We start from the raw sequence: 25548 nt of genomic DNA on the forward strand, positions 1-25548 counted from the left end.
AGCCGCATCGCGCCACAAGACCCCAGCGAAACAGACTGCGCCGATTTCAGGAACTGGACAGGGCATGCTCGAAAAGAATTCCGAAAGTCAGGTCCACGTCGAGAAGGTCGAAGAGCCGCGCTCGGGGCCGAGCATCGCGTTCGGGATCGAACGGCTTGGCCTGATCCCGATGCGGGCGCCGATCCTGTCCTGCATCGTGCTCGTGCTGCTGTTGATCGGCGCCGTGTTCGGCGTGCACCGGATCAAAATCGACGACTCGCTGTCGCAGCTGTTCCGTTCCAACTCCAAGGACTACAAGCAGTATGAGGCGGTGACCAAGCGCTTCCCGGCGACCGAATTCGACGTCCTCGTCGTGGTCGAAGGCAAGACGCTGCTGGCGCGCGACAATCTCGGCAAGCTGCGCGACATGGTCACCGATTTGCAACTCGTCGACGGAGTGCGCGGCCTGGTGTCGCTGTTCTCGGCGCGCCAGGCACCGGCGCCCGGCAAGCTGCCGGCGGCGCTGTTCCCGAACGAATTGCCGGAAGGCGACGCCTACGCCAAGTTCATCGAGACCGTCAAAAGCAACGAGATCATCCGCGGCAAGCTGTTGTCGGAGGACGGCACGCTGGCGCTGATCGTGCTGTCGCTCGATCCCGAGGTGGTCGGCAGCAACAAGCTCTCGACGGCTGTCGGCGACATCAGAAAGATCATGGCCGACGATCTCTCCGGCAGCGGGCTCAATGCCCAGCTCTCCGGCGTGCCGGTGATGCAGCTCGAGATCCGCAACGCGGTCGAGCGCGACGGCCTGACCTACAACATCCTCGGCATCCTCGCCGGCTGCATCATCGCCATCATCTTCTTCCGCAAGATCTCCTTTATGGTGGCGGCGGCGTTCCCGCCGATGATCGCGATCCTGCTTGCGCTCGGCGGCCTCGGCTGGGCCAATTTCAATCTCAACATGTTCCTCAACGTGATGACGCCGCTCATCATGGTGATCAGCTTCTCCGATTCGATGCAGCTGACATTCGCGGCGCGCGACCGGCTGATCGCGGGCCAGGACAAGTTCACCGCGTTCAAGAACGCGGTGCTGGTGGTCGGCCCGGCCTGCGTGCTGACCCACGGCACGGCGGGCATTTCCTTCATCGCGCTGCAATTCTCGGATTCCGACCTGATCCGCAAGTTCGGCGAAGCCGGGCTTGCGGCCACCATCATCGCGCTGGTCGCGGTGCTCTCGCTGGTGCCGGTGTTCGGCATCCTGCTGGTGCGCAACGAGAAGGTCTTTGCGGTCAAGTTCCAGAGCGCCGATGCCGGCGTGCAGGCGCTGCGCAATTTCTGCTACTGGATCGCGGTGCGCATGGTCGGCCGTCCCGGGCTGTTCAGCCTGATCGCGCTTGTGATCGTCGGCAGCCTCGGCGTCGTCTATGCCAATCTGCAGCCGCGCTACCGGCTGGCCGACCAGGTGCCGGACAAGCGGCAGGCGGTGGCGGCATCGAACCGGCTCGACGCCAAGCTGACCGGCGCCAATCCGATCGACGTGCTGATCGAATTCCCCAAGGGCGCCTCGCTCTACGCACCGGAGACGCTGAACACGATCGCCGATGTCCATGCCATGGTGGAGAAGAGCGCCGGCGTCGGCAACGTCTGGTCGCTGGAGACCCTGCGCCGCTGGCTGGCGGAGAAGGCCGGCACCAGCGACGTCAACACGCTCAAGGAATATGTCGACCTGATCCCCGAACATCTGGTGCGCCGCTTCATCGACAAGGCCCAGGACGCGGTGGTGGTGTCGGGCCGCGTGCCCGACCTCGATTCCAGCCAGCTTCTCCCGGTGGTCGAGAAGCTCGATCACGAGCTCGACAAGGTCCGCGCCGAGCATCCCGGCTACGAGATCGCGGTCACCGGACTTTCGGCCATTGCGGCGCGCAACAGCGCCAGCATGATCGAGAAGCTCAACCGCGGGCTGACCGTCGAATTCGCGCTGGTCGCGATCTTCATCGGGCTCGCGTTCCGCTCGGTCGTGGTGATGTTCTCCTGCATCCTGCCCGGCATCTTCCCCGTGGTGCTGTCGGGCACCGTGCTCTATCTGCTCGGCGAGGGGCTGCAGTTCGCCAGCGTCGTGGCGCTCACGGTCTCGTTCGGCCTGGGCCTCAGCGCCACCATCCACTTCCTCAACCGCCTGCGGCTGGAGACCAAGCCCGGCGTCACGCCGGAGCTCGCGGTGGAGCGTGCCACCGTGCTGGTCGGCCCGGCGCTGATCCTGACCACGGTGGTGCTGGCCTGCGGCCTCGTCGTCACCGTGTTCTCCGACCTGCCGTCGCTGCGGCTATTCGGCTGGCTCAGCGCGTTCTCGATGGTCGCAGCCCTGGTCGCGGATCTCTTCATCCTGCGGCCGACCTCGATGTTCCTGATCAACCTGTCGCAAAGGCTTCGCGGCAAGCCGGGGCAACCCGCGCCGATCGAAAAGGCCTGATCTCCGGACAATGAAAAAGGCCCGGTTCCGAGATCATCGGAACCGGGCCTTTTTGCTGTAAGCCGGTGAGGGGCGAACCTCAGCTCTTCGTCATCGTGATCGTGACGCCGCGGATCTCGCCCTTGGAGTCGATCTGCACGACCTGCTTGGAGCCGTTGGTCTGCAGGTTCAAATTCGCGGCAAAGCCCGAAGCCTCGACGAACACGTCGATGCGGCCGCCGCCGGCGGTGCCCTGCAGATTGCCGAAGATGTTGCGGCTCGCCTCGCTCCAGTTGCCGGAGATGCGATCGCCCTGGCTGGTGACGTCGCTGGAGAGGTCGAACTTGTAGCTGTCGCTGGCGCAATGCAGGGTCTGCTTCAAAGCCATGCCCGACGGGGCGACCTTGTAGTCCGCCTTGCAACGAATGCGTTCAGTGGTGCCGTTGGACAACGCGACCGTGCCCGTTCCGGCCCACGACCCGGCAAAGCCGGCGAACGGACCCGTGGACTGGGCGTGGCCCGCGGAGGCGGACAGCATCAATGCGGCGCCGACGCAAGCCAACTTGAGGGCCTGGCCAGAAAGGCTGGAACCAAACAGTTTCATCGTGAATTTTCCCATGAAAATCAGCGCTTCTTGAGAGCCGAGAAAGCGCCTCGCCGCATCGAAGGTTTAGTGTCACCGCAGTATGTTAGGTTCAAACGACAGGACTGTGTGGGCGCCGCCGTCCGTGCGGCGCGGAATCAAGTCCGTCGGCGCGATGCGGCATCTAGCTTTGCGCAGGCGTTGCCCGCAATCGCCCGAACGCGTGCTGCGCAAGAGAATAAATAAATGTTTTGGATCAATAGCTTGGTCGGGGGTTTACAGCGTCGCAAATTTAGCCGCATTTAGCGGTCCTTGTGTCAGTCCGTTGCTGCTTTAAGCCGCGTCTACATCCCCCAAATCTGACCCGGTCATGCCGAAGCGCTTTTTCGGGGTCAGATTCTCTGCTGTCGGAAACGAAGGAATACAATGCGTAAATTTGTCCTGGCTTTCGCCCTGTTGTCGATCCCGCTTTCATCGAGCGCATTCGCTCAGCAAGAGCAGCGTGGCACGGCCGAGGAGCAGAAGGCCTGCACGCGCGACGTCCAGCGCCACTGCCGCGCCGTGATCGATCAGGGCGATTTCACCATTCTCGCCTGCCTGCAACAGAACCGCGCCAAGATCAGCTCCGCCTGCGACGCGGTGCTGAAATCCCACGGCCAGTAAGGCCGCAATTCGGGTCTCCAGGAACCGTTAGCCAAGCTCCGCGGCCGGCATCCGTGCCGGCCGCGGCCATGCATGGCGACGGTCACAGATGGCATTGGTTTTGGTGGCGTATTCCCCTATATGGGGCTCGCAAATCCCTCGCACGCGCCCCGACCATTCGCGCCTGCGTCAGAACCCGTGCAGCCAAAATTCCAATGACCACCGCGAGCGACCTGCGATCCGGCAAGACCCACCGCGACGAGAATTTCCCGGTCGCGTCGTGGATCATTCATCCGCAGCATCGCGGCCTGATCCTGGCCTTCTATAATTTCGTCCGCACCGCCGACGACATCGCCGACCACGCCACCCTGCCGGCGGAGGAGAAGCTGCGCTATCTCGACCTCATGGAGGCTGAGTTGCTCGGCAACGGCGACACCCAGAAAGAGGCCGTCACGCTGCGCCGCGCCTTCGCCGAGCGCGGAATGCCGCCGCGGCATGCGCTCGACGTGCTGGTCGCGTTCCGCATGGATGTCACCAAGCTGCGCTACGAGACCTGGGACGACGTGATCGACTATTGCCGGTATTCGGCGATGCCGGTCGGCCGCTTCATGCTCGACGTGCATGGCGAGGATATCTCGACCTGGGCCGCCTCGGACGCGTTGTGCGCCGGGCTGCAGATCAACAACCATCTGCAGGATTGCGGCAAGGATTTTCGTAATCTGAACCGCGTCTACCTGCCGCGCGATGCGCTGGCCGCGTCCGGCGCGACGGTCGAGATGCTCGGCGAGGCGAAGTCGCCACCGGCCCTGCTCAAATGCCTGCAGGCGCTCGCGGTGCGCACCGAGACGCTGCTCGAGGACAGCAGGTCGCTCGCCGCCGAGGTGAAGGATTTCAGGCTCGGCCTCGAGATCTCGGTGATCCAGGCCTTTGCCGACAAGATCGTCGGCCTGCTGAAGGTGCGCGATCCGCTCAGCGAGCGCGTCCATTTGAGCCCGGTCGAACTGCTGCTGCAGAGCCTCGGTGGCGTCGCCGGCGAGACCGCCCGCCGCGCCGTCGGGCGCCGCGCGGCGGCCAAGACGGCGGCCGGCGCATGAGCGTCGAGGCGGCGGCCAACGCAGCGGATTACAACAGCACCGCGTCCGGCAGCTCGTTCTATGCCGCGATGCGCATCCTGCCGCGCGCGCAGCGCGACGCCATGTTCCAGATCTACAGCTTCTGCCGGCAGGTCGACGACATCGCCGATTCCGACGGCCCGCGCCCGGAGCGGCTGGCCGCGTTGCAGCGATGGCGTGACGACATCGACGCGCTCTATGCCGGCCATCCGCCCGACAGGCTGAGGGACACCGCCGCCTCGGTGAAGACGTTCAACCTGAAGCGCGAGGATTTCCTCGCCATCGTCGACGGCATGGAGATGGACGTGCCGCAGGACATCCGTGCGCCCGACCTCGCCACGCTCGACCTCTATTGCGACCGGGTCGCGAGCGCGGTGGGCCGGCTGTCGGTGCGGGTGTTCGGCCTGCCCGAGGAGGATGGCATCCAGCTCGCCCATCACCTCGGCCGCGCGCTGCAACTCACCAACATCCTGCGCGACATCGACGAGGATGCCGGCCTCGGCCGGCTCTATCTGCCGCGCGAATGGCTCTGGCACGCCGGCATCACCAACAATGATCCGGCCCGCGTGACGGCTGACCGCAATCTTCCGAAAGTGTGTGCGCCGCTCGCCGAGCGCGCCAAGATGCATTTCCAGAAGTCCGACGAGATCATGAAACGCAATTCGCGTCGCGCCGTGCGCGCGCCGCGGATCATGTCGAAATACTACCGCGCGATCCTCGACCTGTTGATTGCACGCGGCTTCGCCGCACCGCGCACACCGGTGCGTGTCTCCAAGGCCGCCAAGATCGGCATCCTGCTTCGTTACGCGATCATCTGATGCAAAACACCGTTCATATCATCGGCGCCGGTATTTCCGGCCTCTCGGCCGCCGTGCGGCTCGCCAACGGCGGCACCATGGTCGCCGTCCACGAGGCGACGCAACAGGCCGGCGGCCGCTGCCGATCCTATTTCGACGCCGCCACTAACCTCACCATCGACAATGGCAACCATCTCCTGCTGTCGGGCAACCGTCACGCGCTGAGCTATGCGCGTTCGATCGGCACCGAGGCCGGGCTGGTCGGACCGGCCAGCGCGCAGTTTCCGTTCGTCGATCTCAGGACCGGCCAGCGCTGGCAGCTCGACCTCGGCTCGAGCCGCCTGCCGCTCTGGGTGTTCGACGAAGCGCGCCGCGTCCCCGACACCAGCTTGCGCGACTATCTCGCGCTGGCGCCGCTGGCCTGGGCCGGCACCGACAAGCTGGTCGGCAACACCATTCCCTGCAAGGGCACGCTGTATGACCGCCTGGTGCAGCCGCTGCTGCTCGCCGCCCTCAACGTCGATCCGCCGGAAGGCTCGGCCGGGCTCGCCGGCGCCATCGTGCGCGAGACGCTGCTGGCGGGCGGGCAGGCCTGCCGTCCGCTGATTGCGCGCGACGGCCTGAGCTCGGTGCTGATCGAGCCCGCCGTGAAGCAGTTGCAGGAGCGCGGCCACAGCGTCCAGTTCGGCCATGAGCTGCGCGCCTTCGCGATGGCGGGCGATCGCGTCGGTGAGCTCGATTTCGGCGGCGGGGACACGATCGCGCTGGCCGATGGCGATGCCGTCGTGCTCGCGGTGCCGCCGCGCGCAGCGGCGTCGCTGCTGCCGGGCCTGAAAACGCCGTCCAAGTTCCGCGCCATCGTGAATGCGCATTTCCGCATCGATCCGCCGCGGGACGCCGCGCCGATCCTCGGCGTCGTCGGCGGCCTCGTGGAATGGCTGTTCGCGTTCCCGCAGCGGCTGTCGGTGACGATCTCGAATGGCGATCGCCTGGTCGACATGCCGCGCGAGGAGCTGGCGCAAGCGATCTGGCGCGACGTCTGCAAGGCCGCGGGCGTTTCCGGCGAGCTGCCGCCCTGGCAGATCGTGCGCGAGCGCCGTGCCACATTTGAGGCCACGCCGGAGCAGAACTCCTTACGTCCGGGGCCTGAAACGAGCCAAAAAAACCTGTTTCTCGCCGGCGACTGGACTGCTACCGGGTTGCCGGCAACCATCGAGGGATCGGTGCGGTCGGGTGATCGCGCCGCCGATCTGGTTCTCGCCAGACGCTAGAGCCCTTTCCGTACCGATCAAATCGGGATGGGGTTCTGGATTTAGTTTGACGCGTTTTCTTCACGCGAACCGGTGTCCACTTCGCTCGAAAACGCTCTGGATTTGACCTGTTGCAGCGACGCCGGCTCCGTGTGAGCCGGCCCGCGATGAAGAGGATATCGAGCGAAATGCTTTCGAGCGATCACAGCGTCGCAGCCGACCCCGTCGCGCCAGTCGACCCCGTCGCGCTGCAGACCAGCATCTCCAGGGCGACCGAGGCGCTGCTCGGCTATCGCCAGGCCGATGGCCATTGGGTGTTCGAACTCGAGGCCGACAGCACCATTCCGGCCGAATATGTCCTGCTGCGCCACTATCTCGCCGAGCCGGTCGATGCCGCGCTCGAAGCCAAGATCGCCACCTATCTGCGCCGCGTCCAGGGCGCGCATGGCGGCTGGCCGCTGGTCCATGACGGCCCGTTCGACATGAGCGCCAGCGTGAAGTCGTATTTCGCACTGAAGATGATCGGCGATTCCGTCGGTGCGCCGCACATGGTCAAGGCGCGCGAGGCGATCCGCGCGCGCGGCGGCGCCTCGGGCAGCAACGTCTTCACGCGCTTCCTGCTCGCGCTCTACGGCGTCGTGACCTGGCGCGCCACGCCGGTCTTGCCGATCGAGATCATGCTGCTGCCGATGTGGTCGCCGTTCCACATCAACAAGATCTCCTACTGGGCGCGCACCACGATGGTGCCGCTGATGGTTTTGGCCGCGCTGAAGCCGCAGGCGAAGAACCCGAAGGGCGTCGGCATCGACGAATTGTTCCTGGAGGATCCGAAGACGATCCGCATGGCGCCGAAGGCGCCGCATCAGAGCGCGAGCTGGTTCTATCTGTTCCGTTCGCTCGACGCCGTGCTGCGCGTGATCGAGCCGATGTTCCCGAAGCGCCTGCGCCAGCGCGCGATCGACGCCGCGCTCGCCTTCACCGAGGAGCGGCTGAACGGCGAAGACGGCATGGGCGCGATCTATCCGCCGATGGCCAACATCGTGATGATGTACGAGGCGCTCGGCAAGGACGAGAATTATCCGCCGCGCGCCACCACACGGCGCGGCCTCGACAAGCTGCTGGTGATCGGCGAGCACGAGGCCTATTGCCAGCCCTGCGTCTCGCCGGTGTGGGACACCGCGCTGACTTGCCACGCGCTGGAGGAGGTCGGCGGCGACAGCTTTGCCAGGGCGAAGGAAGGGCTCGACTGGCTGAAGCCGCGCCAGGTGCTCGAGCTGAAGGGCGACTGGGCGGTCAAGGCGCCGGACGTTCGCCCCGGCGGCTGGGCGTTCCAGTACAATAACGACCACTATCCCGATCTCGACGATACCGCCGTGGTCGTCATGGCGATGGACCGCGCGCGGCGCCAGACCGGAACCAAGGAATATGACGCTGCGATCGCACGCGGTGTCGAATGGATCGAGGGGTTGCAGAGCCGCGACGGCGGCTGGGCTGCGTTCGACGCCAACAACCTCGAATACTACCTCAACAACATCCCGTTCTCCGATCACGGCGCGCTGCTCGACCCGCCGACCGAGGATGTCACCGCGCGCTGCATCTCGATGCTGGGCCAGCTCGGCGAGACCGCTGATAGCAGCAAGGCGATGGCCGACGGTATCGCCTATCTGCGCCGCACCCAGCTCGCCGAGGGATCCTGGTACGGCCGCTGGGGCCTGAACTACGTCTACGGCACCTGGTCGGTGCTATCCGCGCTCAATGTCTCAGGCATCGGCCGCAACGACCCGATGATTCGAAGGGCGGCCGACTGGCTGCTGTCGATCCAGAATCAGGACGGCGGCTGGGGCGAGGACGCCGTCAGCTATCGCCTGGACTACAAGGGTTACGAGACGGCACCATCCACATCCTCGCAAACGGCATGGGCCTTGCTTGGCTTGATGGCGGCCGGAGAGGTCGAAAATCCCGCAGTTGCCCGGGGGGTGGAGTACCTAAAGGCAACACAGACGGAAAAAGGGCTGTGGGACGAGCAGCGATACACGGCTACGGGGTTTCCGCGGGTGTTTTACTTGCGATATCATGGCTACTCGAAGTTCTTTCCGCTCTGGGCGCTGGCGCGGTATCGGAATTTGAGAAGCACCAATAGCAGGGTGGTAGGGGTCGGGATGTGATTGAGGCGGGGGCCGCCGAGACCGTGGACAACAAAATTGATCCTCGGCCGGTGTTGATTGTGACTGGACTGGTGCAGGAGGCCCGTATCGCGGCGGGTCCCGGCATGATCGTGATTTGCAGCTCGAGCGACCCGCAGCAGCTCCGCGCGCTGCTGGCGACGCTGGATCCGACCACCTTCCGTGGCGTGATTTCGTTCGGCGTGGCCGGCGGGCTCGACCCGTCGCTGAAGTCGGGCGACGTCGTGGTCGCGACCGAAGTGATGTCCGGCGATACCAGGTTCCTGGCGGCATCCGCGCTGAACGAGGAAATGATCGCCAGCGCAGCGCTGAAGCGCCGCAGGATCGTCCGCGGCAGCCTTGCCGGTGTGGAAGAGGTGATTGCGGCGAAGGCCTGCAAGGCCGCGCTGCGTTCGATGACCGGTGCCGCTGCTGTCGACATGGAGAGCCACATCGCGGCGGCCTATGCCACCGATGCCGGCATTCCGTTCGCCGCACTGCGCGTGATCAGCGATCCGGCCCACCGCGCGCTGCCGGAACTGGCGAAATCCGCGGTCAAGCCGAATGGCGACATCGATCTGCGCAAGGTGCTGCGCGGCATCGTGCGCAATCCGCGCACGCTGCGCGCGCTGGTGTCGACCGGGATCGACTTCAACCGCGCGCTGCGCTCGCTGCGCGGCTGCCGCGGCTTCCTGCTCGGCAGCGACGTGCTGGTGCCGGTGGAAGACGTTCTGGTGACGGCGCAGGCGGCCTGATCCAGGTCGCGGCCCCGCGCCGGATCAACCGCAAACCAGCTCGAAGCACAAGCCCAAAGCAAAAGGCCCGATCGCGATGCGATCGGGCCTTTTTGATTCTCGCCTCGGGGCGCGACTTACGCGGCCGTCGAAGCCTTCTGGGCAGCCTTCTGCTCGGCGGCGACCGCTTCGTCGCGGCGGATCTCCGAGAGCTTCTTCTGGACCTGCTGCGAGAAGATGTACTGCGCCGGGCGCTGCTTCGACATGTCGATCTCGGGCGCCATCGGGCCCGACGTCTTGATGCCGCGCAGCGACACCCACATCGCCTTCAGCGGATTGTTGATCGCAGCGGTCGCCGCGGTCGGCTCGTAGCCGCAATGCGCCATGCAGTCGGCGCACTTCTCGTACTTGCCGGTGCCGTAGGTCTCCCAATCGGTGGTGTCCATCAGCTCCTTGAAGGTCTTGGCGTAGCCTTCACCGAGCAGGTAGCACGGCTTCTGCCAGCCGAAGATGTTGCGCGCCGGCATGCCCCAGGGCGTGCACTCGTATTCCTGGTTGCCGGCGAGGAAGTCGAGGAACAGGCCGGAATGCATGAAGTTCCACTTCTTGCCCTTGCCGAGCGCAAAGACGTCGCGGAACAGCTTCTTGGTCTTGGTGCGGTTGAGGAAGTGCTCCTGGTCGGGCGCGCGCTCATAGGCGTAGCCCGGCGACATCGAGACACCGACACCGAGCTCGGTGGTGAAGTCGAGGAATTTTGCGATCTCCTCGGCCGGGTGGCCGTCGAAGATGGTGGCGTTGACGTTGACGGTGAAGCCGCGGGCCTTCGCCGCCTTGATCGCGGAGACGGCGCGGTCGAACACGCCCTTCTGCGACACCGCCTTGTCGTGATGGTCCTTCAGGCCGTCGAGATGCACCGAGAAGAACAGGTACGGCGACGGCTCGAACAGATCGAGCTTCTTCTCCAGCAGCAGCGCATTGGTGCACAGCGAGACGAATTTCTTGCGCGCCACGAGGCCGCGCACGATCTCGCCGATCTCCTTGTGGATCAGCGGCTCGCCGCCGGGGATGGCCACCATCGGCGCGCCGCATTCATCGGCAGCGTCCCAGCATTCCTGCGCGGTCATGCGGCGGTTGAGGATCGCGTCCGGATAGTCGATCTTGCCGCAGCCGACGCAGGCGAGATTGCAGCGGAACAAGGGTTCGAGCATCAGCACGAGCGGATAGCGTTTGCGGCCAAGCAGCTTCTGCTTGATCAGATAACCGCCGATACGCATTTCCTTGAAGAACGGTATAGCCATTAGACGATTTTCTTTCTGCACTTTAACGGAAGTGGGTTCAGCTCAGCCCGCAGTCAGTTCGGCTGGCAGCCGGAATTCGATATTCTCTTCTCGGCCCGGAACGACCGAGACCGTGACAGGTCCGATACGCCGCAGCGCCTCGATGACATCGTCGACCAGAACTTCAGGCGCCGAAGCGCCCGCCGTAATGCCGACGGCCTTCGCATCCTTCAGCCAGTCCGGGTTGAGCGCGCTCCCATCGGCAATGAGGTAACTCGCGACGCCGACCTCGGTGCCGATCTCGCGAAGCCTGTTCGAGTTGGAACTGTTGGCGGCCCCTACCACCAATATGACGTCCACGAGCTTGCTGAGGTCCCTTACCGCAGATTGGCGGTTCTGTGTCGCATAGCAGATATCCCTGATGTCCGGGCCTTGAATATCTGTAAATTTCGCCTGAAGTGCCCCGATTATGTCCCTTGTGTCATCCACGGACAACGTGGTCTGGGTGATATAGGCCACCGGGGTGTCGGTCGGCAAGGTGAGTTCCGCCACGTCCTGGACGCTCTGGACCAGCAGAACCGGCCCGGGAACCTGTCCCATGGTTCCCTCGACCTCGGGATGGCCGGCATGTCCGATCAGGATCAGGGCACGGCCCTTGGCGATGTAGCGCTTGCCCTGGTTGTGGACCTTGGTGACCAGCGGGCAGGTGGCATTGAGCACCGGGAGGTCCCTTGCCGCAGCCTCCTCCTCGACGCTCCTGGCCACGCCATGGGCGCTGAACACGGTGACCGCCCGGGGCGGTACCTCGGAGAGATCCTCGACGAAGATCGCGCCCTTCTTCTTCAGGCTTTCGACCACGTATTTGTTGTGCACGATCTCGTGGCGGACATAGACCGGCGGGCCATATTTCTCGAGCGCCCGTTCGACGATCTCAATGGCGCGCACCACGCCCGCGCAAAAGCCGCGCGGCTGAGCAAGGAAAACTTCCATAGGACGTCTGTTACGCAAATTGCACCGGTCTCGTTCAATGCTCTTGCGGCCATTTCGGCGCCGCACGTCACCGGGCCGGAGACCGCAGTGTATGAGCTGCAATATCCACGCCGTCACGATTGCTGTACCAGTTCCACGTCCCAAGCGCATGGAAGTACAGGGCTTTGTGCCAAAAAGGTGGCGCCGCGAAAAGAGCCGTTGTCTGTGATGCGGATTTAATAGGTATTATAGTATAGAGGAATTGCCCCTGCGACCGTCGGTCTCTCTCACTTGTTCGTCACTTTATCGCCCAGTGAGGCGGTCTATACCGTCGGCTCGTAGCCGTTCCTGCTGTTTGGGTCCCTCACCGAGACGTCGAGGGCCGCAACAAAACAACATTAGATCGGCCCCGGGAACTCCGCTAGACAGCGGGCGTTTTCGGCCAACGCTTCCCAGAGATTAGAAAGATACGAAGTGCTGACAAATATTGTCGTCTCAGTTGTTCGGACGTGTACGCGCTTTGCCCTCCCTGTCGTCATTTTTTCGCTGATCCTTACGGTCGGTGCCGGCTTCTATACGGCCCGCAATTTTTCCATCAACACCGACATCAACAAGCTGATCGCGCCCGATCTGGACTGGCGCAAGCGCGACAACCAGTTCGAGGAAGCGTTCGATCGCGATCGTCTCATTCTCGCCGTGGTGGAGGGTGCGACGCCTGAACTGACCGGCGCTGCGGCGAAGGCGCTGGCCGAGAAGCTCACGGCCGACAAGAAGAACTTCGAATCCGTCACCCCGCTCGGCTCCGGCGAGTTCTTCGAAAAGAACGGGCTTCTGTTCCTGCCCACCGAAGAGGTTGGCAAGACGGTGCAACAGCTCGGGCAGGCCGCGCCGCTGATCGAGATCATGGCGGGCGATCCCTCGATCCGGGGCCTGACGGGCGCGCTTGAAACCGGCCTTGCCGGCGTCAAGCGGGGACAGGCCAATCTCGACAATGCCGCGCGTCCCTTCGGCCTGATCGCCGATACGGTCGATCAGGTTCTGACCAAGGGCGACGCGACATTCTCCTGGCGTGAACTGACCAGCGACACGCCGTTGACCGATGCGGACAAGCGCGCCTTCATCGAGTTCAAGCCGATCATCGATTATTCGGCGCTGGAGCCCGGCAAGTCGGCAACCGATGCGATCCGCCAGGCCGCCGCCGACCTGAAATTCCCGACCGAGTATCATGCGCGCGTCCGCCTGACCGGGCCCGTCCCGATGGCCAATGAAGAATACGCCACCGTGAAGGACGGGGCGATCGTCAACGGCATCGGCACCGTGGTGATCGTGCTGGTCATCCTCTGGCTCGCGCTGCACTCCGCCAAGATCATCTTCGCCGTGTTCGTCAACCTGTTCGTCGGCCTGACCATCACCACGGCGGTTGGGCTGATGCTGGTGGGATCGCTCAATCTGCTGTCGATCGCCTTTGCGGTGCTGTTCATCGGCCTCGGTGTCGACTTCGGCATCCAGTTCAGCGTCCGCTATCGCTCCGAGCGATTCAAGAACGACAATCTGGTGCTGGCGCTGGAGAACGCCGCTCACCGTTCGGCGGTGCCATTGTCGCTCGCGGCCATGGCCACCGCAGTCGGCTTCCTGTGCTTCCTGCCGACTGACTACAAGGGCATCTCCGAACTCGGCAAGATCGCCGGCGCCGGCATGCTGATCGCGTTCATCACCAGCATCACGGTGCTGCCGGCGCTGCTCGACCTGCTCAATCCGCCCGGCGAGAAGGAAGCCGTCGGCTACGCGTTCCTCGCGCCGGTCGATCACTTCCTGGAAAAGCATCGCATCCCGATCATCGTCGGCACGCTGCTGGTCGCGGTCGCCGGCCTGCCGCTGCTGCACTGGATGAAGTTCGACTTCAATCCGATCAACCTGCGCAACAAGAACGCGGAATCGATCGCGACCTTCCTCGATCTGCGCAAGGATCCGAACACCGGCGCCAACGCCATCAACGTGATGACGAACTCGGAAGCCGACGCCAGGAAAATCGAAGCCAAGCTCGAGAAGTTGCCGGAAGTGGCGCGCGTGATGTCGCTCGACAGCTTCGTGCCCGACGACCAGCCGGCCAAGCTGCAGCTGATCGCGAAGGCGGCCAAGACGCTCGGTCCCGCGCTCAACCCTGACTCGGTCGATCCGGCGCCCTCGGATCAGGAGAACGTCGAGTCGCTGAAGAGTTCGGTCGACAGCCTGCGCAAGACCGCCGGCGACGGCAAGGGACCCGGGGCCGTGGCCTCGCGCCGGCTGGCGGACTCACTGCAGAAGCTCGCCGATTCCAACCAGGCGACCCGCGACAAGGCGCAGAACATCTTCGTCGCGCCGTTGAAGATCGTGTTCGATCAGTTGAGGAACACGCTGCAGGCCCAGACCATCACGTTGCAGACGTTGCCGCCGGAATTCGTCGCGGTCTGGAAGACCAAGGACGGCCTGATGCGCGTCGAGGCGGAGCCGAAGGGCGATCCGAACGACAACGACAATCTGCGCCGCTTTGCCGACGCCGTGCTGGCTGCCGAGCCGACCGCGATCGGCGGCCCGGTCTCGATCCTGAAGTCGGGCGATGTCGTCGTGGACGCGTTCATCCACGCCGGCATCCTGGCGCTGGTCGGCATCAGCGTGCTGCTGTACCTGACGCTGCGGCGGGTGACCGACGTGCTGATGACGTTGGTGCCGCTGTTGGTCGCCGGCATCGTGACGATGGAAATCTGCGTGCTGATCGGCTTGCCGCTCAACTTCGCCAACATCGTAGCCCTGCCGCTGCTGCTCGGCGTCGGCGTCGCCTTCAAGATCTATTATGTCACGGCGTGGCGGCAGGGCAGGACGAACCTGCTGCAATCGAGCCTGACGCGCGCGATCTTCTTCAGCGCGCTGACGACGGCGACCGCGTTCGGCAGCCTTTGGCTATCCAGTCATCCCGGCACCGCGAGCATGGGCAAGCTGCTCGCGCTGTCGCTCGTCACCACGCTCGCGGCGGTGTTGTTGTTCCAGCCCGCGCTGATGGGCAAGCCGCGCGAGGTTGCGAGCGATGCCGCGCAAGGCGACGACGTCACCTGACGGGACGGCGACCGGTCACCTGTGACGCGTTGCCGATCTAACGCGTCGGTGTCGGCGCCGGATGCGCGATCTCTGGCAGCAGGCAGATATCGCCGATATCGGCCGGCGCGTTCGCAGCCTGCTTCTGGCCCTTGGCCGCAGGTACGGCTGCGCCCGTGGTCTTCGGCGGTGCCGATTTGGGCGCTGTGCCTTTCGCCGCCGGATTGCCGGCAACGCTCAGCGGAATCGGCGGACCGACGCGGGTCCAGGTCTCGCCGCCGCAGAGGAAGCCGAGCACGCAGCCCTGGATCTCGAGCTGGTCGGTGCCGACGGGCTTGATGGTCGAGCTGTAGAGCTGGCCATCCTTGGCGTTGTAGACCTGACCTTCCCACGCATCGGCGCCGGACTTTTTCTTCATGTCGATCAGGATCGGCATGCCGAGCGTCGGCCGGCTCTGCTTCGCCGGATCGGGATTGTTCTTATCCTTGCCGCCGGGGGTTTTTTCCCAGGAGACCGCACCCCACATGCTACCATTACATTGAGCGACGCGAATGGTGGCGACACCATCGGCGACCTTCCAGTCGCCGGTTGGGTCTGCAGCCAGTGCCGGTGTTAGTACGGTGGCCAAAAATAAACCTGAAAAGGCTATTGTGCGCGCGAAAGTTCTTGGGCAGTGCAACATGGTCCAGACCTGTGCTTAAGTGGACGATCCGAGGAGAGGGCAAAACGCCGCCCTCGGGCGTTTTAAGTTGACGAGATGGCCATCAACCGACGTATGTAACGAATGGTAAGTTCCAATTTAGACGTTTCCGAGATTTTTGTGGAGCGGGAGGGCCAGCGCGGTGCGATGCACACGCGGCATCTCAACGAACAGCTGGTTCGCGTTCTCAAAACCATCGGTTACGACGTCGGCTTCCGAAAGGGGCAAGGCCAGTATCTCTTCGATCGTCAGGGTGCTCGTTACCTCGATCTATTGAGCGGATTTGGCGTTTTTGCGATTGGCCGCAATCATCCGGCGCTACGCAGTGCGCTGAAGAGCGTGCTCGACGCCGATTTGCCGAATCTCGTGCAGCTGGACGTCTCCACGCTCGCCGGCGTGCTTGCGGAACGGCTGCTGGAACATGTTCCATATCTGGACAAGGTGTTTTTCGCCAATTCCGGGGCAGAAACCGTCGAAGCCGCGATCAAGTTCGCGCGCGGCGCCACCGGCCGTCCCGGCATCGTCTATTGCAGCCATTCGTTCCACGGCCTGTCCTACGGCGCGCTGTCGCTGACCGATGATTCGAATTTCCGCGGCGGCTTCGAGCCGCTGCTGCCGGGCTGCACGGCGATCCCCTTCAACGATCTCGAAGCGCTGGAGAAGGCGCTGTCGTCGCGCCAGGTCGGCGCCTTCATCGTCGAGCCGATCCAGGGCAAGGGCGTCAACATGCCCACCGACGAGTTCCTGCCCGGCGCGCTGGCGCTGTGCCGCAAATACGGCACGCTGTTCATCGCCGACGAGATTCAGACCGGCATCGGCCGCACCGGAAAGTTCCTCGCCATCGAGCACTGGGGCATCGAGCCCGACATGGTGCTGCTGGCGAAGGCGTTGTCCGGCGGCCACGTGCCGATCGGCGCGCTGCTGACGCGCAAGAACATCTTCGACAAGATATTCAACCAGATGGATCGCGCCGTGGTGCACGGCTCGACCTTCGCCAAGAACGATCTGGCGATGGCCGCCGGCATCGCCACGCTCGACGTGATGAAGAGCGAGAAGCTGGTGGAGAATGCCGCCAAGCGCGGCGCCGAGCTGCGTCTGGCGCTGACGCGCATGGTGCCGGGCTACGAGCTCCTGAAGGAAGTCCGCGGCAAGGGCCTGATGATCGGCGTCGAATTCGGTCCGCCGAAATCGCTGCGCCTGAAGGCGTCGTGGAACCTGCTAGAGACCGCCAACAAAGGCCTGTTCTGCCAGCTCATCACGGTGCCGCTGTTCAAGGATCACAAGATCCTCACCCAGGTCGCTGGCCACGGTCTCCATACCATCAAGCTGCTGCCGCCGCTCGTCATCACCGAGCAGGATTGCAGCTGGATCGAGAAATCCTTCGACGAGGTGATCGCCGCCAGCCACAAGGTGCCCGGCGCGATCTGGTCGCTCGGCAAGACGCTGGTCGACAACGCGGTCAGAAAGTCAGCGTAGTTTCGTAGGGCGGGTTAGGCGAAGACGTAACCCGCCGCTGACTTGCGATAGATCGGCCGATTACGCCTTCGGCTAATCCGCCCTACAAAACTCATCCTTCCTTGTTCGCCTGCATCGCAGTCTCGAACTTGTCGCCGAACTCCGTCAGCTCGTCGGCGCCGATGTCGCTGACGGCCCAGTAGTTCAGGCCGCGGTCGCTCCAGCGGCGGATGTTGAAGCCTTGCAACGTCGTGATCGTCGCCGGGCGGCGTTCGGTGTTCGCGGTCTGCGCCACGAACAGGTTGATCACGTGTTGCCTCCGCTTGTAGACCACGGCGCCGATCTCGCGGGTGTTGACGTAGTCGAGCCGGCCGCCGATCAGGGTGAAGCCCTGCGCGGTGAGGTCGATCACCGGCGGCGAGACGTCGAGCTTGCCGTTGAACCACGGCTTCACCGTGTGCTGGTCGGTCGAGATCACGTCGGTGAGGTGGCCGGCCTGCAGCGAGCGCAGATGCGCCGACACCACTTCGGACTCGATACGCTGCTCGTCGTCATTGCGCAGCGCGATCGCGAACAGCCCGGTGGCGGCGATCGCCGACACCGCGGAGCCCATCGCGAAGCCGCGCAGCACCGAGCGCCGGCTGGGTGCGCCTTGTACTTGCGTTTGCGGCTGCGGCAGCGCCTTCTCGATCTTCCGGCGCAGCTCGAGCGGCGCCTTGTAGCGCACCTCGCTCTCGGCCATGGCCTGGCGGATCTCCTGGTATTCCTTCATCAGCGCGGCGCAGTGCGCGCAGCCTTCGACATGGGCTTCCACCTCGCGCGCATGGCCGGCGTCGAGCTCGCCGTCGAGCAGCGCGTGGATCAGCACTTCGGCTTCCTCGCAGTTCATTTCACGTGCTCCTGTTCCGCCAGCCAGGCCGATCGCAGCATGGCGCGGGCGCGCGCGAGGCGGGACATCACGGTGCCCACGGGCACGGCGGCGACATCGGCGATCTCGCGGTATGAAAGATTCTGGATTTCCCTGAGCACAAAGGTCTCGCGGAACGGCTCGGCGAGTGCCGCCACCAGCTTGCGCACGGTGTCGCCGTCGAAGCGGCGCAGCAGCGTCTTCTCCGGCGTCTCCGGGGCTTCATTCCACATCGGTGCCTGATCGGCGCCTTCGGGAAGTTCCTCGACCACGGTCGGCGCGGACTTGCGTCTGGCATATTCGGCGCGGCAGACATTGCGCAGGATCGCGAACAGCCACGGCTTCATCGCCGGCCCGCGATAGCTGTCGAAATGCTTGTAGGCGCGCAGGTAGCATTCCTGCACCGCGTCCTCGGCGTCGGCGGCATCGCGCAAGAGATAGCGCGCCAGCGTGTAGGCATCGTCGAGATAGGGCAGCGCCGCCTCGCGGAAGCGCCGCGCCCTTTCCGGATCGTCTTGCGTCGCTTTCGCAACCATCTTGTCCTGCCCGGCATGTCCTGAGACGGCTTGTCCTGAAACGATTTGCGCCCGGCCGGGGGCGGAAGCCACCCACCGGCCGGGCATGGTTGTGATGGTGTGGCTGGTCACGTTACCCAACCTTGATGCTGCCTGTCATGTGCGGATGCAGCGAGCAGAAATACTTGTATTCGCCGGCTTCCGTGAAGGTGAACGAGAAGCTGCCGTCGGTGTCCATCGTCTTGGAGCGGAATTTGCCCGCACACACCACGGTGTGCGGGATGTCGTCGCGGTTGGTCCAGGTCACGGTGGTGCCCGGCTTCACCTCGAGCTGGGCCGGCACGAACACGAAGTTATCGATATGGACCGCAACGGGGTCCTCGGCGCGGGCGGCGGTGACGGGCAGCAGCATGGTCGCGACCACGGCGATGCCGAAGTCGCGGCGATTGATCGAGCTCATCGGTTGATTCCCTTAACCCTGCAGCGGCGTGTCGATGATCGCCAGCGGCTGGCTGTTCTGCTTGAAGTTGATGCTGGCGACGCCGAGCATGCTGCGCAGCTTGGCGTCCTCGACCTTCATCGGACCGGGCGAGGGGGCTGCTCCCGGTGCCGGCTGCGGGAAGGCGGTGGAACGCGCGGTGTGGAAGGTGACGTTGCCCTCGACCTTCTGCATCACCTGGTGGATGTGGCCGTTGAGCACGGTGACCGAGCCGAAGCCCTTGACGTATTCCAGCGCGCGGGCGCCGTCCTCGGTGCCCCAGCCCCATTGCGGATAGACCGTCCACAGCGGGATGTGGGCGAACAGCACGATCGGCGTCGACTTGGAGCGGCCCTTGAGGTCGTTCTCCAGCCATTCCAGCTGCTCGTTGCCGAGATTGCCGAGGCCGCCGCCCTTGAGGTCGACGACGTTGACGAGGCCGATGAAGTGCACGCCGCCGGCATCGAAGGAATAGTAGCCGGCGCCCTTGGTGCCGCGACCGTAGCGCTCCTTGTAGAACTTGACCTCCTCGTCGATGAAATCATGCTCGCCCGGCACATAGTGCACGTCGAGCTTGGCCTGCGAGATGATGCGCTCGGCATCGTCGAATTCGGAGGCCTTCGACAGATGCGTGATGTCGCCGGTGTGGATCATGAAGGACGGCTTCATCGGCATCGCGCGTACCTTGTTGATCGCCTCCTCCAGCGTGCCGATGGCGTTCGGATTGGCCGGCTTGTCGAAGCCGACATGGCTGTCGCTGATCTGCATGAAGGTCATGCCGCCGGCTTCCGCGGCTGCGGCCGAGCCGACGATGCCGAGCGAATGCGGCACGCCGCCGGTGATCGTCCACACCACGCCGGTGCCGGCCCAGGTCATGCATTCCAGCACCTTGCGTCGGCTGATGCCTTTGTCCTCGTCGTGGTGGTCGTGATCGTGTCCGCTCATGGGCTGTCTCCGGTGAAGCTCCCTTGGCCCCCCTTGGGCCCAGGGATTGGGTTCCGGGGACGTGACTGGCGGGGGTGGGGGTTTATTCCCGCCACCACCGCCAAGGCGGGATGGCGCGGTGACGAATTCGTGAGCGGCGGGATTGTGCGCTGCGGTCACGGACCGGGGCGCAACATAGATGAACGGCCGCAACAAAGCTGTCTTGCAGCCGTCAGCATAATGTCAGCGGTTTTGCGTAAGCCTTCCGGACTTCGTTTGCCAAACCGGGAGAGCAACAATGAGCGACCACGCAGGCGTTGATCACCACCACAAGGCAGCTGAACACCACGAGCACGCGGCGCGTCACCACCGCGAAGCCGCCAAGCACCACGAAGCTGGCGACCACGAGAAGGCCGCGCACCACGCCCACACCGCCTATGGCCACGCCAGCCACGCCGAGCATCATCACACCGAGGCCAGCCGGCATCACGCCGAGCACCACGGCAAGCACTAAGAAGCGTTTCAGTACTGCGTGCGTCGCGTGCGCCGTCCCTGCAAGGGGACGGCGTTTTCTTTGTTGATGTCACGCGACCGCAGCGGCGCACGGTCGAGGCGCCGCGGCGGGCGCGGCGCGCCCGACCGTGATCACGTGGCGCATGCAGCATTCTGCGATGAAGAAATCTCCTATAGGAGATTTATCTTTCATAATAGATTTTCTGTGTTAGCTTTCCTGCACAGGCGCAACAGACGCCGTCGAGGGACGCTAATCACAACGGGGAGGTTCACCGTGACGTTGAAATCGGTGATGCCGGCCGCAGCCTTGCTGCTGGCCGCGGGGATGCCTGTCGCCGGCGCGCAGGCGCAGCAGCTTGGGACGATCTACGGTTTTGGCGACAGCCTGCTCGACGTGTCGCGCAACTGCCCGATCGCGTTTCCGCAATCGGCGCCCTACGGGGCCTGCGGCAACGGCAAGGGCACGCTGCAATGGTTGCCCGACTTCACGAGCTACAGTTTCATCAAGTCGAACGACTACGCCTACAACGGTGTCGGCAACGGCGTATTTCCGGCGTTCAACGGCGGCCCGACGGTCGCGCAGCAGATCGTCGAGTTCACCAGCGCCGGCCGCAGCTTTCAGCCCAACGATTTGATCGTGGTCGGCGGCATGCCGAACAATTGGGGCGCGATGTATCTCGGGCTGCCCGATGCGAACGGCGTGCCCTACACGCCGCAGACGCTGGCGGCCGCAACGCTGTCGCAGCAGTACGGCAACTTCGCGCAGCTGATCAAAGCCGGCGGGCACAATTTCATCGCCGAGAACATGTTCGCGTCGTCGACCTACAACTGGTACTACATCGGCGGCTTCTTCCCGAACGGCCCGCCCTACAACCAGATCCCGGATCTGCCGATCGCGCGGCAATTCTTCGGGCTGGTCAACGATAATCTCGCCGCCACGCTGGCGCCGCTCGCAGCGCCCGGCGTGCGCATCCACATCGTCGATCTCGCCGCGATCTACACCCGCGCCTACACCGATCCGGCGAGCCTCGGTTTCAAGACCGGCACTGCCTGCATCTTCGACGGCAACTGCCTGACCGCGTCAAAGGACGTGCAGAACCAGCACTTCATGTACGACCTGCATCCGACCGAGGCGGGCTATGCGGTGATCGCGCGCTATGAGGCGAACCTGCTCGCGGCACAGGACGGCCTCGCCGCGCAGGGCGATCTCGCCCAAATCACCGCGCAGAATTTTTCCAACGCGATCTTCGCGCGGCTGGATGCCTACCGCTTCGCCGATGCCGGCGTCGCAGGCAGCGTCGCGGCCTATCAGGCCTATGCGTCGATGGATCGGCCGGGCATCGCCACCAAGGCGCCGCCGGCGCGCCTGGCACCGGAGCAGCCGCTCTCGGTCTACATGGCGGCAAGCTACGGCAGCGGCAGTATCGGCGATCGCTTCAGCGCCGACGGCAACGCGCGTGGCTTCGACTACACGCTGGCCGGCGGAACGGTCGGCGCCGACGTCAAGATCAATCCCGACACCCGTATCGGCATCGCCTTCAACTATACCAACCCGGTCGCCGATCTCTCCGGCGGCACCGGGCACCTCAATCTCGACAGCTATCAGGTCGGCGGCTTCGCTTCCTTCACCTATCCACATCTCCTAACGGACATCGTCGCGACCTACGGCCATCACGTCTACCAGATCGATCGTCCCGGCGTGATCGACACCATCCGCGGCAGCACCAGCGGCGACAGCTTCACCGCGGGGTTCAAGTCGGCCTATCTGTTCGACGTCGGCCAGCTCAGGGTCGGCCCGCTGGTCGGACTCACCTACGATTACACGACCGTCAATCCCTATACCGAGACCGGCGATCCCATCATCACGCAATTTGTGGCGCGGCAGACGCTGGAGGGCCTGACCGGCAGCGCCGGCGTGCAGCTGCGCGCGCCGTTTGTGGTCGGCACCCAGCTCGTCAGCTCCTACCTCAACCTGACGGCGGAGCACGACTTCCTGAGCGGCGGGCGCACGCTGCTCTCGGCGGAAACCGTGGCGCTGGCACTGCCGATCTACACATTGGTGCCCGGTAATCCCGACCGCACCTACGGCAAGATCGCAGGCGGCCTCAGCACGGCACTCGCGGGCAATGTCAGCGCGATGCTGACGGCGGCCGGCACGTTCGGAAACAGCAATTCGCAGTTCGCGCTGCAGGGCGCCGTGAAGGTCGCATTCTAACTGGACATTTGAGGGAGGAGAGCATGACCTGGTCACTGTTTCGCGGAAGCCTGCTGGCGACATTGTTGATCGCATCGAGCGCAGTGGCGCGTGCCGAGGACGCGCCGTTCCGGATCGGCGTGATCGACGACATGTCCGGCGTCTATTCCGGCAATGGCGGGCCGGGCACCGTGCTCGCCACAAGGATGGCGGTGGAGGATTTTGGCGGCAAGGTGCTGGGCCGCCCGATCGAGGTGATCTCGGCCGACCACCAGAGCAAGCCCGATATCGGCGCAGCACTTGCCCGCCAGTACATCGAGCAGCAGGGCGTCAGCATGATCATTCCGGGCGGTGCGAGCTCGGTGGGCCTCGCGGTGCAGGCGATCGCGCGGTCGCTGAAGAAGACCACGCTGGTCAGCGGCGGCTATGCGTCGAATTTCTCTGGCGACGGCTGCTCGCCCTACGGCACGCAATGGGCGCCCTCGACCAGCGAACTCTCTAAAACAATTGCCAAGGGCATCGTCGAGGGCGGCGGCAAGAAGTGGTTCTTCATCGTCGCCGACTATGTGTTCGGCAAGAATCTCGCGGCCGATGCCGGCGAGACCGTGACCGCCTCCGGCGGCACCATCGTCGGCCAGGTGCTGCATCCGCTCAACGTCACCGACCTCGCCTCGCAATTGCTTGCCGCGCAGGGCTCCGGCGCCGACGTGATCGGCCTCGCCGACGCCGGTCCGGATCTCGTGCTCGCGATCAAGCAGGCACGGGAGTTCGGCGTCAGCGCCAAGCTCGCGACCATGCTCGTGTTCGAGAACAACGTCACCGCGCTCGGGCTCGACACCGCGCAGGGCTTGCGGCTGGCCGCGTCGTTCTACTGGGACCTCAACGACGAGACCCGCGCCTGGTCGAAGCGCTTCATGGCCCGCAATGGCGACAAGGTGCCGACCATGGGTCACGTGCTCGCCTATCTCGCGACCACCCACTACCTCAAGGCGGTCGCTGCCGTCGGCAGCGACGACGCGGCGCAGGTGCAGGCCAAAATGCTGCAGATGCCGATCGAGGGCAATCTGATCCAGCACGCCCACATCCAGGCCAACGGCCGCGTCGTCTCCGACATGCATATTTTCGAGGTCAAGGGTCCGAAGGAATCCAAGGGCCCGGCCGACATGTACAGACTGGTCGCGACACTGCCGGGCGACGGGCTGTTCGTGCCGGCCGAGAAGAGCGGCTGTCCCTATCTCGCTACGCGGTGAGGAGCGGCCAATATGCAGAACAGGGTGACGGAATGACGGCCGATGGTTCGATGGGAACGGAGGCGCTGCGGCCCGGGCAGCCGCAGGCGCTGCCGACATTCAAGATGCATGTCGATGGCGAATGGTGCGAGTCTGCTTCGGGTCAGTGGCTGGAGACCAAGAACCCTTACACCGGCAAGGCCTGGGCGCTGATTCCACGCGGCAACGCCGACGACATCGAGCGCGCCGTGCAAGCGGCGCATCGGGCCTTTGTCGCCGGATCATGGGCCAGCATGCATCCGAGCGATCGCGGCCTGCTGTTGCAACGGGTCGCCGATCTGATCGCGGCCAATGCGGAGCGGCTCGCCGAACTCGAGGTGCGCGACAACGGCAAGCTCAAGGTCGAGATGCTCGGCCAGATGCGCTATCTGCCGCGCTGGTTCCAGTACTATGGCGGGCTTGCCGACAAGATCGAGGGCCGCATGCCGCCGATCGACAAGAAGGGCATGCTGCACTACGTATCATATGAACCCGTCGGCGTCGTCGGCGCCATCACGCCGTGGAATTCGCCGCTGCTGCTGACGGTGTGGAAGATCGCGCCCGCGCTTGCCGCCGGCAACACCGTGGTGATCAAGCCGTCGGAATTCGCCTCGACCTCGTTGATCGCGTTGGTCGAGCTGTTCGAACAGGCCGGCTTTCCCAAAGGCGTCATCAACGTCGTGACCGGTCTCGGCGCCGAGACCGGCGAGCCGCTGGTCGAGCACCCGCTGGTGACACGGATTGCCTTCACCGGCGGCAACATTGCCGGTCTCAGAATCTACCAGGCGGCGGCGCGGCAGTTCAAGCGCGTCTCGCTCGAACTCGGCGGCAAATCGCCGAACATCGTGTTCGCGGATGCGGCGATCGACGAGGCGATCAAGGGCGTCATCTCGGGTATCTTCGCCGCGAGCGGGCAGACTTGCATGGCTGGCTCGCGCCTGCTGCTGCATTCTTCGATTCACGATGCATTCCTGGCGCGCCTCGTCGAAGTCATGCGAGAGGCCCGGCTCGGCGATCCCAACAATCCCGACACCGACGTCGGGCCGGTCGCGACCGAGCAACAGCTCGAAAAAGTGCTGCGCTATATCGAGCTGGCGAAGCAGGAGGGCGCGCGCTGCGTGCTCGGCGGACGGCGCGCCGACGGGCCGGAATGCGGCGACGGCTGGTTTGTCGAGCCGACGATCTTCGCCGACGTCACCAACGACATGCGAATTGCACGCGAAGAGGTGTTCGGCCCGATCCTGAGCGTGATCAAATTCGACAGCGACGAGGAAGCCGTCGCGCTGGCGAACGATACGCCGTTCGGGCTTGCCGCCGGCCTCTGGACCACCGATCTTGCGCGTGCCCTGGCGCTGCCGAAGCGGCTCAGGGCCGGAACGGCGTGGGTCAATGCCTATCGGGTGGTGAGCTATCTCGCGCCGTTCGGCGGCTTCAACGAGTCCGGCATCGGGCGCGAGAACGGCTACGACGCGATCTACGAATATCTGGAGCCGAAGAGCGTCTTCATCAATCCGACGCCTGCGATCGGGAATCCCTTCACCCTGCAGTGAGGGGAGCGCGGATCGCAACGC

Annotated in this window: 21 protein-coding genes; 13 read left to right on the forward strand and 8 right to left on the reverse strand. The window is 64.5% G+C overall.

What is annotated here, in order from left to right:
- The first annotated feature begins 64 nt into the window (after nucleotides 1–64).
- A complete protein-coding gene (locus IC762_RS11700) occupies nucleotides 65–2449 on the forward strand; it encodes an efflux RND transporter permease subunit (RefSeq protein WP_195788953.1) in 2385 nt (794 codons plus the stop codon).
- A gap of 79 nt (nucleotides 2450–2528) precedes the next feature.
- Here IC762_RS11700 and IC762_RS11705 read toward each other — a convergent pair whose 3' ends face one another.
- A complete protein-coding gene (locus IC762_RS11705) occupies nucleotides 2529–3032 on the reverse strand; it encodes a hypothetical protein (protein WP_195788954.1) in 504 nt (167 codons plus the stop codon).
- Between the two features lie 405 nt (nucleotides 3033–3437).
- On the opposite strand from IC762_RS11705, the gene IC762_RS11710 reads away from it, so the two are divergent.
- From IC762_RS11710 to IC762_RS11735, 6 genes are all read left to right on the forward strand, one after another.
- The gene (locus tag IC762_RS11710; protein ID WP_195788955.1) at nucleotides 3438–3674 is read left to right on the forward strand and encodes a hypothetical protein; all 237 of its coding nucleotides are present in this window, start codon (nucleotides 3438–3440) and stop codon (nucleotides 3672–3674) included.
- A gap of 194 nt (nucleotides 3675–3868) precedes the next feature.
- The gene (gene hpnC, locus IC762_RS11715; protein WP_195788956.1) at nucleotides 3869–4747 is read left to right on the forward strand and encodes a squalene synthase HpnC; all 879 of its coding nucleotides are present in this window, start codon (nucleotides 3869–3871) and stop codon (nucleotides 4745–4747) included.
- Nucleotides 4744–5583, forward strand: a complete 840-nt coding sequence (hpnD, locus tag IC762_RS11720) for a presqualene diphosphate synthase HpnD (protein WP_195788957.1) — start codon at nucleotides 4744–4746, stop codon at nucleotides 5581–5583. The genes hpnC and hpnD overlap by 4 nt, the downstream gene beginning before the upstream one ends.
- A complete protein-coding gene (gene hpnE / locus IC762_RS11725) occupies nucleotides 5583–6833 on the forward strand; it encodes a hydroxysqualene dehydroxylase HpnE (RefSeq protein WP_195788958.1) in 1251 nt (416 codons plus the stop codon). The genes hpnD and hpnE overlap by 1 nt, the downstream gene beginning before the upstream one ends.
- Before the next feature lie 167 nt (nucleotides 6834–7000).
- Nucleotides 7001–8977, forward strand: a complete 1977-nt coding sequence (shc, locus tag IC762_RS11730) for a squalene--hopene cyclase (RefSeq protein WP_195788959.1) — start codon at nucleotides 7001–7003, stop codon at nucleotides 8975–8977.
- A gap of 50 nt (nucleotides 8978–9027) precedes the next feature.
- A complete protein-coding gene (locus IC762_RS11735; protein ID WP_246801520.1) occupies nucleotides 9028–9729 on the forward strand; it encodes a phosphorylase in 702 nt (233 codons plus the stop codon).
- Between the two features lie 116 nt (nucleotides 9730–9845).
- Here IC762_RS11735 and hpnH read toward each other — a convergent pair whose 3' ends face one another.
- Nucleotides 9846–11006, reverse strand: coding sequence for an adenosyl-hopene transferase HpnH (gene hpnH / locus IC762_RS11740; RefSeq protein WP_195788961.1), 1161 nt, complete (start codon nucleotides 11004–11006; stop codon nucleotides 9846–9848).
- Between the two features lie 42 nt (nucleotides 11007–11048).
- Nucleotides 11049–11975, reverse strand: coding sequence for a 4-hydroxy-3-methylbut-2-enyl diphosphate reductase (gene ispH / locus IC762_RS11745; RefSeq protein WP_195788962.1), 927 nt, complete (start codon nucleotides 11973–11975; stop codon nucleotides 11049–11051).
- Nucleotides 11976–12428: 453 nt separating this feature from the next.
- Here ispH and IC762_RS11750 point away from each other — a divergent pair, with 453 nt between their 5' ends.
- The gene (locus IC762_RS11750; RefSeq protein ID WP_195788963.1) at nucleotides 12429–15044 is read left to right on the forward strand and encodes an MMPL family transporter; all 2616 of its coding nucleotides are present in this window, start codon (nucleotides 12429–12431) and stop codon (nucleotides 15042–15044) included.
- Between the two features lie 37 nt (nucleotides 15045–15081).
- On the opposite strand, the gene IC762_RS11755 is transcribed toward IC762_RS11750, so the two are convergent.
- Complete coding sequence (locus IC762_RS11755) at nucleotides 15082–15705, reverse strand: DUF2147 domain-containing protein (RefSeq protein ID WP_195788964.1); 624 nt, start codon at nucleotides 15703–15705, stop codon at nucleotides 15082–15084.
- A 102-nt stretch (nucleotides 15706–15807) separates the two neighbouring features.
- Here IC762_RS11755 and hpnO point away from each other — a divergent pair, with 102 nt between their 5' ends.
- Nucleotides 15808–17199 carry an aminobacteriohopanetriol synthase HpnO gene (gene hpnO, locus IC762_RS11760; RefSeq protein ID WP_195788965.1) on the forward strand — a complete coding sequence of 464 codons (1392 nt, stop codon included), beginning with the start codon at nucleotides 15808–15810 and terminating at the stop codon, nucleotides 17197–17199.
- Nucleotides 17200–17290: 91 nt separating this feature from the next.
- On the opposite strand, the gene IC762_RS11765 is transcribed toward hpnO, so the two are convergent.
- The 4 genes from IC762_RS11765 to IC762_RS11780 form a co-directional block, all read right to left on the reverse strand.
- Nucleotides 17291–18067: an anti-sigma factor family protein gene (locus IC762_RS11765; protein ID WP_195788966.1), complete on the reverse strand. Its 777-nt coding sequence runs from the start codon at nucleotides 18065–18067 to the stop codon at nucleotides 17291–17293.
- On the reverse strand, nucleotides 18064–18621 hold the full coding sequence (locus tag IC762_RS11770; RefSeq protein ID WP_195788967.1) for a sigma-70 family RNA polymerase sigma factor: 558 nt from the start codon (nucleotides 18619–18621) through the stop codon (nucleotides 18064–18066). The genes IC762_RS11765 and IC762_RS11770 overlap by 4 nt, the downstream gene beginning before the upstream one ends.
- A gap of 112 nt (nucleotides 18622–18733) precedes the next feature.
- Nucleotides 18734–19060, reverse strand: coding sequence for a cupredoxin domain-containing protein (locus IC762_RS11775; protein ID WP_195788968.1), 327 nt, complete (start codon nucleotides 19058–19060; stop codon nucleotides 18734–18736).
- A gap of 12 nt (nucleotides 19061–19072) precedes the next feature.
- A complete protein-coding gene (locus IC762_RS11780; RefSeq protein ID WP_195788969.1) occupies nucleotides 19073–20023 on the reverse strand; it encodes a metallophosphoesterase family protein in 951 nt (316 codons plus the stop codon).
- A 277-nt stretch (nucleotides 20024–20300) separates the two neighbouring features.
- Here IC762_RS11780 and IC762_RS11785 point away from each other — a divergent pair, with 277 nt between their 5' ends.
- From IC762_RS11785 to IC762_RS11800, 4 genes are all read left to right on the forward strand, one after another.
- Nucleotides 20301–20516: a hypothetical protein gene (locus IC762_RS11785; RefSeq protein ID WP_195788970.1), complete on the forward strand. Its 216-nt coding sequence runs from the start codon at nucleotides 20301–20303 to the stop codon at nucleotides 20514–20516.
- 273 nt (nucleotides 20517–20789) lie between these two features.
- Entirely contained in the window at nucleotides 20790–22730 is a 1941-nt protein-coding gene (locus IC762_RS11790; RefSeq protein WP_195788971.1) for an autotransporter domain-containing SGNH/GDSL hydrolase family protein, read from the forward strand.
- A 23-nt stretch (nucleotides 22731–22753) separates the two neighbouring features.
- On the forward strand, nucleotides 22754–23959 hold the full coding sequence (locus IC762_RS11795) for an ABC transporter substrate-binding protein (RefSeq protein WP_195788972.1): 1206 nt from the start codon (nucleotides 22754–22756) through the stop codon (nucleotides 23957–23959).
- Between the two features lie 32 nt (nucleotides 23960–23991).
- Entirely contained in the window at nucleotides 23992–25527 is a 1536-nt protein-coding gene (locus IC762_RS11800; RefSeq protein WP_433995887.1) for an aldehyde dehydrogenase, read from the forward strand.
- Nucleotides 25528–25548 lie beyond the last annotated feature (21 nt).

The organism is Bradyrhizobium genosp. L (assembly GCF_015624485.1).
Classification (GTDB): domain Bacteria; phylum Pseudomonadota; class Alphaproteobacteria; order Rhizobiales; family Xanthobacteraceae; genus Bradyrhizobium.

Coding starts and splice junctions, on each gene's coding strand:
- IC762_RS11705 (WP_195788954.1), bottom strand. CDS start 3,032: ATGAAACTGTTTGGTTCCAGCCTTTCTGGCCAGGCCCTCAAGTTGGCT.
- IC762_RS11795 (WP_195788972.1), top strand. CDS start 22,754: ATGACCTGGTCACTGTTTCGCGGAAGCCTGCTGGCGACATTGTTGATC.
- hpnD (WP_195788957.1), top strand. CDS start 4,744: ATGAGCGTCGAGGCGGCGGCCAACGCAGCGGATTACAACAGCACCGCG.
- ispH (WP_195788962.1), bottom strand. CDS start 11,975: ATGGAAGTTTTCCTTGCTCAGCCGCGCGGCTTTTGCGCGGGCGTGGTG.
- IC762_RS11765 (WP_195788966.1), bottom strand. CDS start 18,067: ATGAACTGCGAGGAAGCCGAAGTGCTGATCCACGCGCTGCTCGACGGC.
- IC762_RS11780 (WP_195788969.1), bottom strand. CDS start 20,023: ATGAGCGGACACGATCACGACCACCACGACGAGGACAAAGGCATCAGC.
- IC762_RS11710 (WP_195788955.1), top strand. CDS start 3,438: ATGCGTAAATTTGTCCTGGCTTTCGCCCTGTTGTCGATCCCGCTTTCA.
- IC762_RS11785 (WP_195788970.1), top strand. CDS start 20,301: ATGAGCGACCACGCAGGCGTTGATCACCACCACAAGGCAGCTGAACAC.
- hpnE (WP_195788958.1), top strand. CDS start 5,583: ATGCAAAACACCGTTCATATCATCGGCGCCGGTATTTCCGGCCTCTCG.
- IC762_RS11775 (WP_195788968.1), bottom strand. CDS start 19,060: ATGAGCTCGATCAATCGCCGCGACTTCGGCATCGCCGTGGTCGCGACC.
- IC762_RS11700 (WP_195788953.1), top strand. CDS start 65: ATGCTCGAAAAGAATTCCGAAAGTCAGGTCCACGTCGAGAAGGTCGAA.
- hpnH (WP_195788961.1), bottom strand. CDS start 11,006: ATGGCTATACCGTTCTTCAAGGAAATGCGTATCGGCGGTTATCTGATC.
- IC762_RS11800 (WP_433995887.1), top strand. CDS start 23,992: ATGACGGCCGATGGTTCGATGGGAACGGAGGCGCTGCGGCCCGGGCAG.
- shc (WP_195788959.1), top strand. CDS start 7,001: ATGCTTTCGAGCGATCACAGCGTCGCAGCCGACCCCGTCGCGCCAGTC.
- IC762_RS11770 (WP_195788967.1), bottom strand. CDS start 18,621: ATGGTTGCGAAAGCGACGCAAGACGATCCGGAAAGGGCGCGGCGCTTC.
- hpnO (WP_195788965.1), top strand. CDS start 15,808: ATGGTAAGTTCCAATTTAGACGTTTCCGAGATTTTTGTGGAGCGGGAG.
- hpnC (WP_195788956.1), top strand. CDS start 3,869: ATGACCACCGCGAGCGACCTGCGATCCGGCAAGACCCACCGCGACGAG.
- IC762_RS11755 (WP_195788964.1), bottom strand. CDS start 15,705: ATGTTGCACTGCCCAAGAACTTTCGCGCGCACAATAGCCTTTTCAGGT.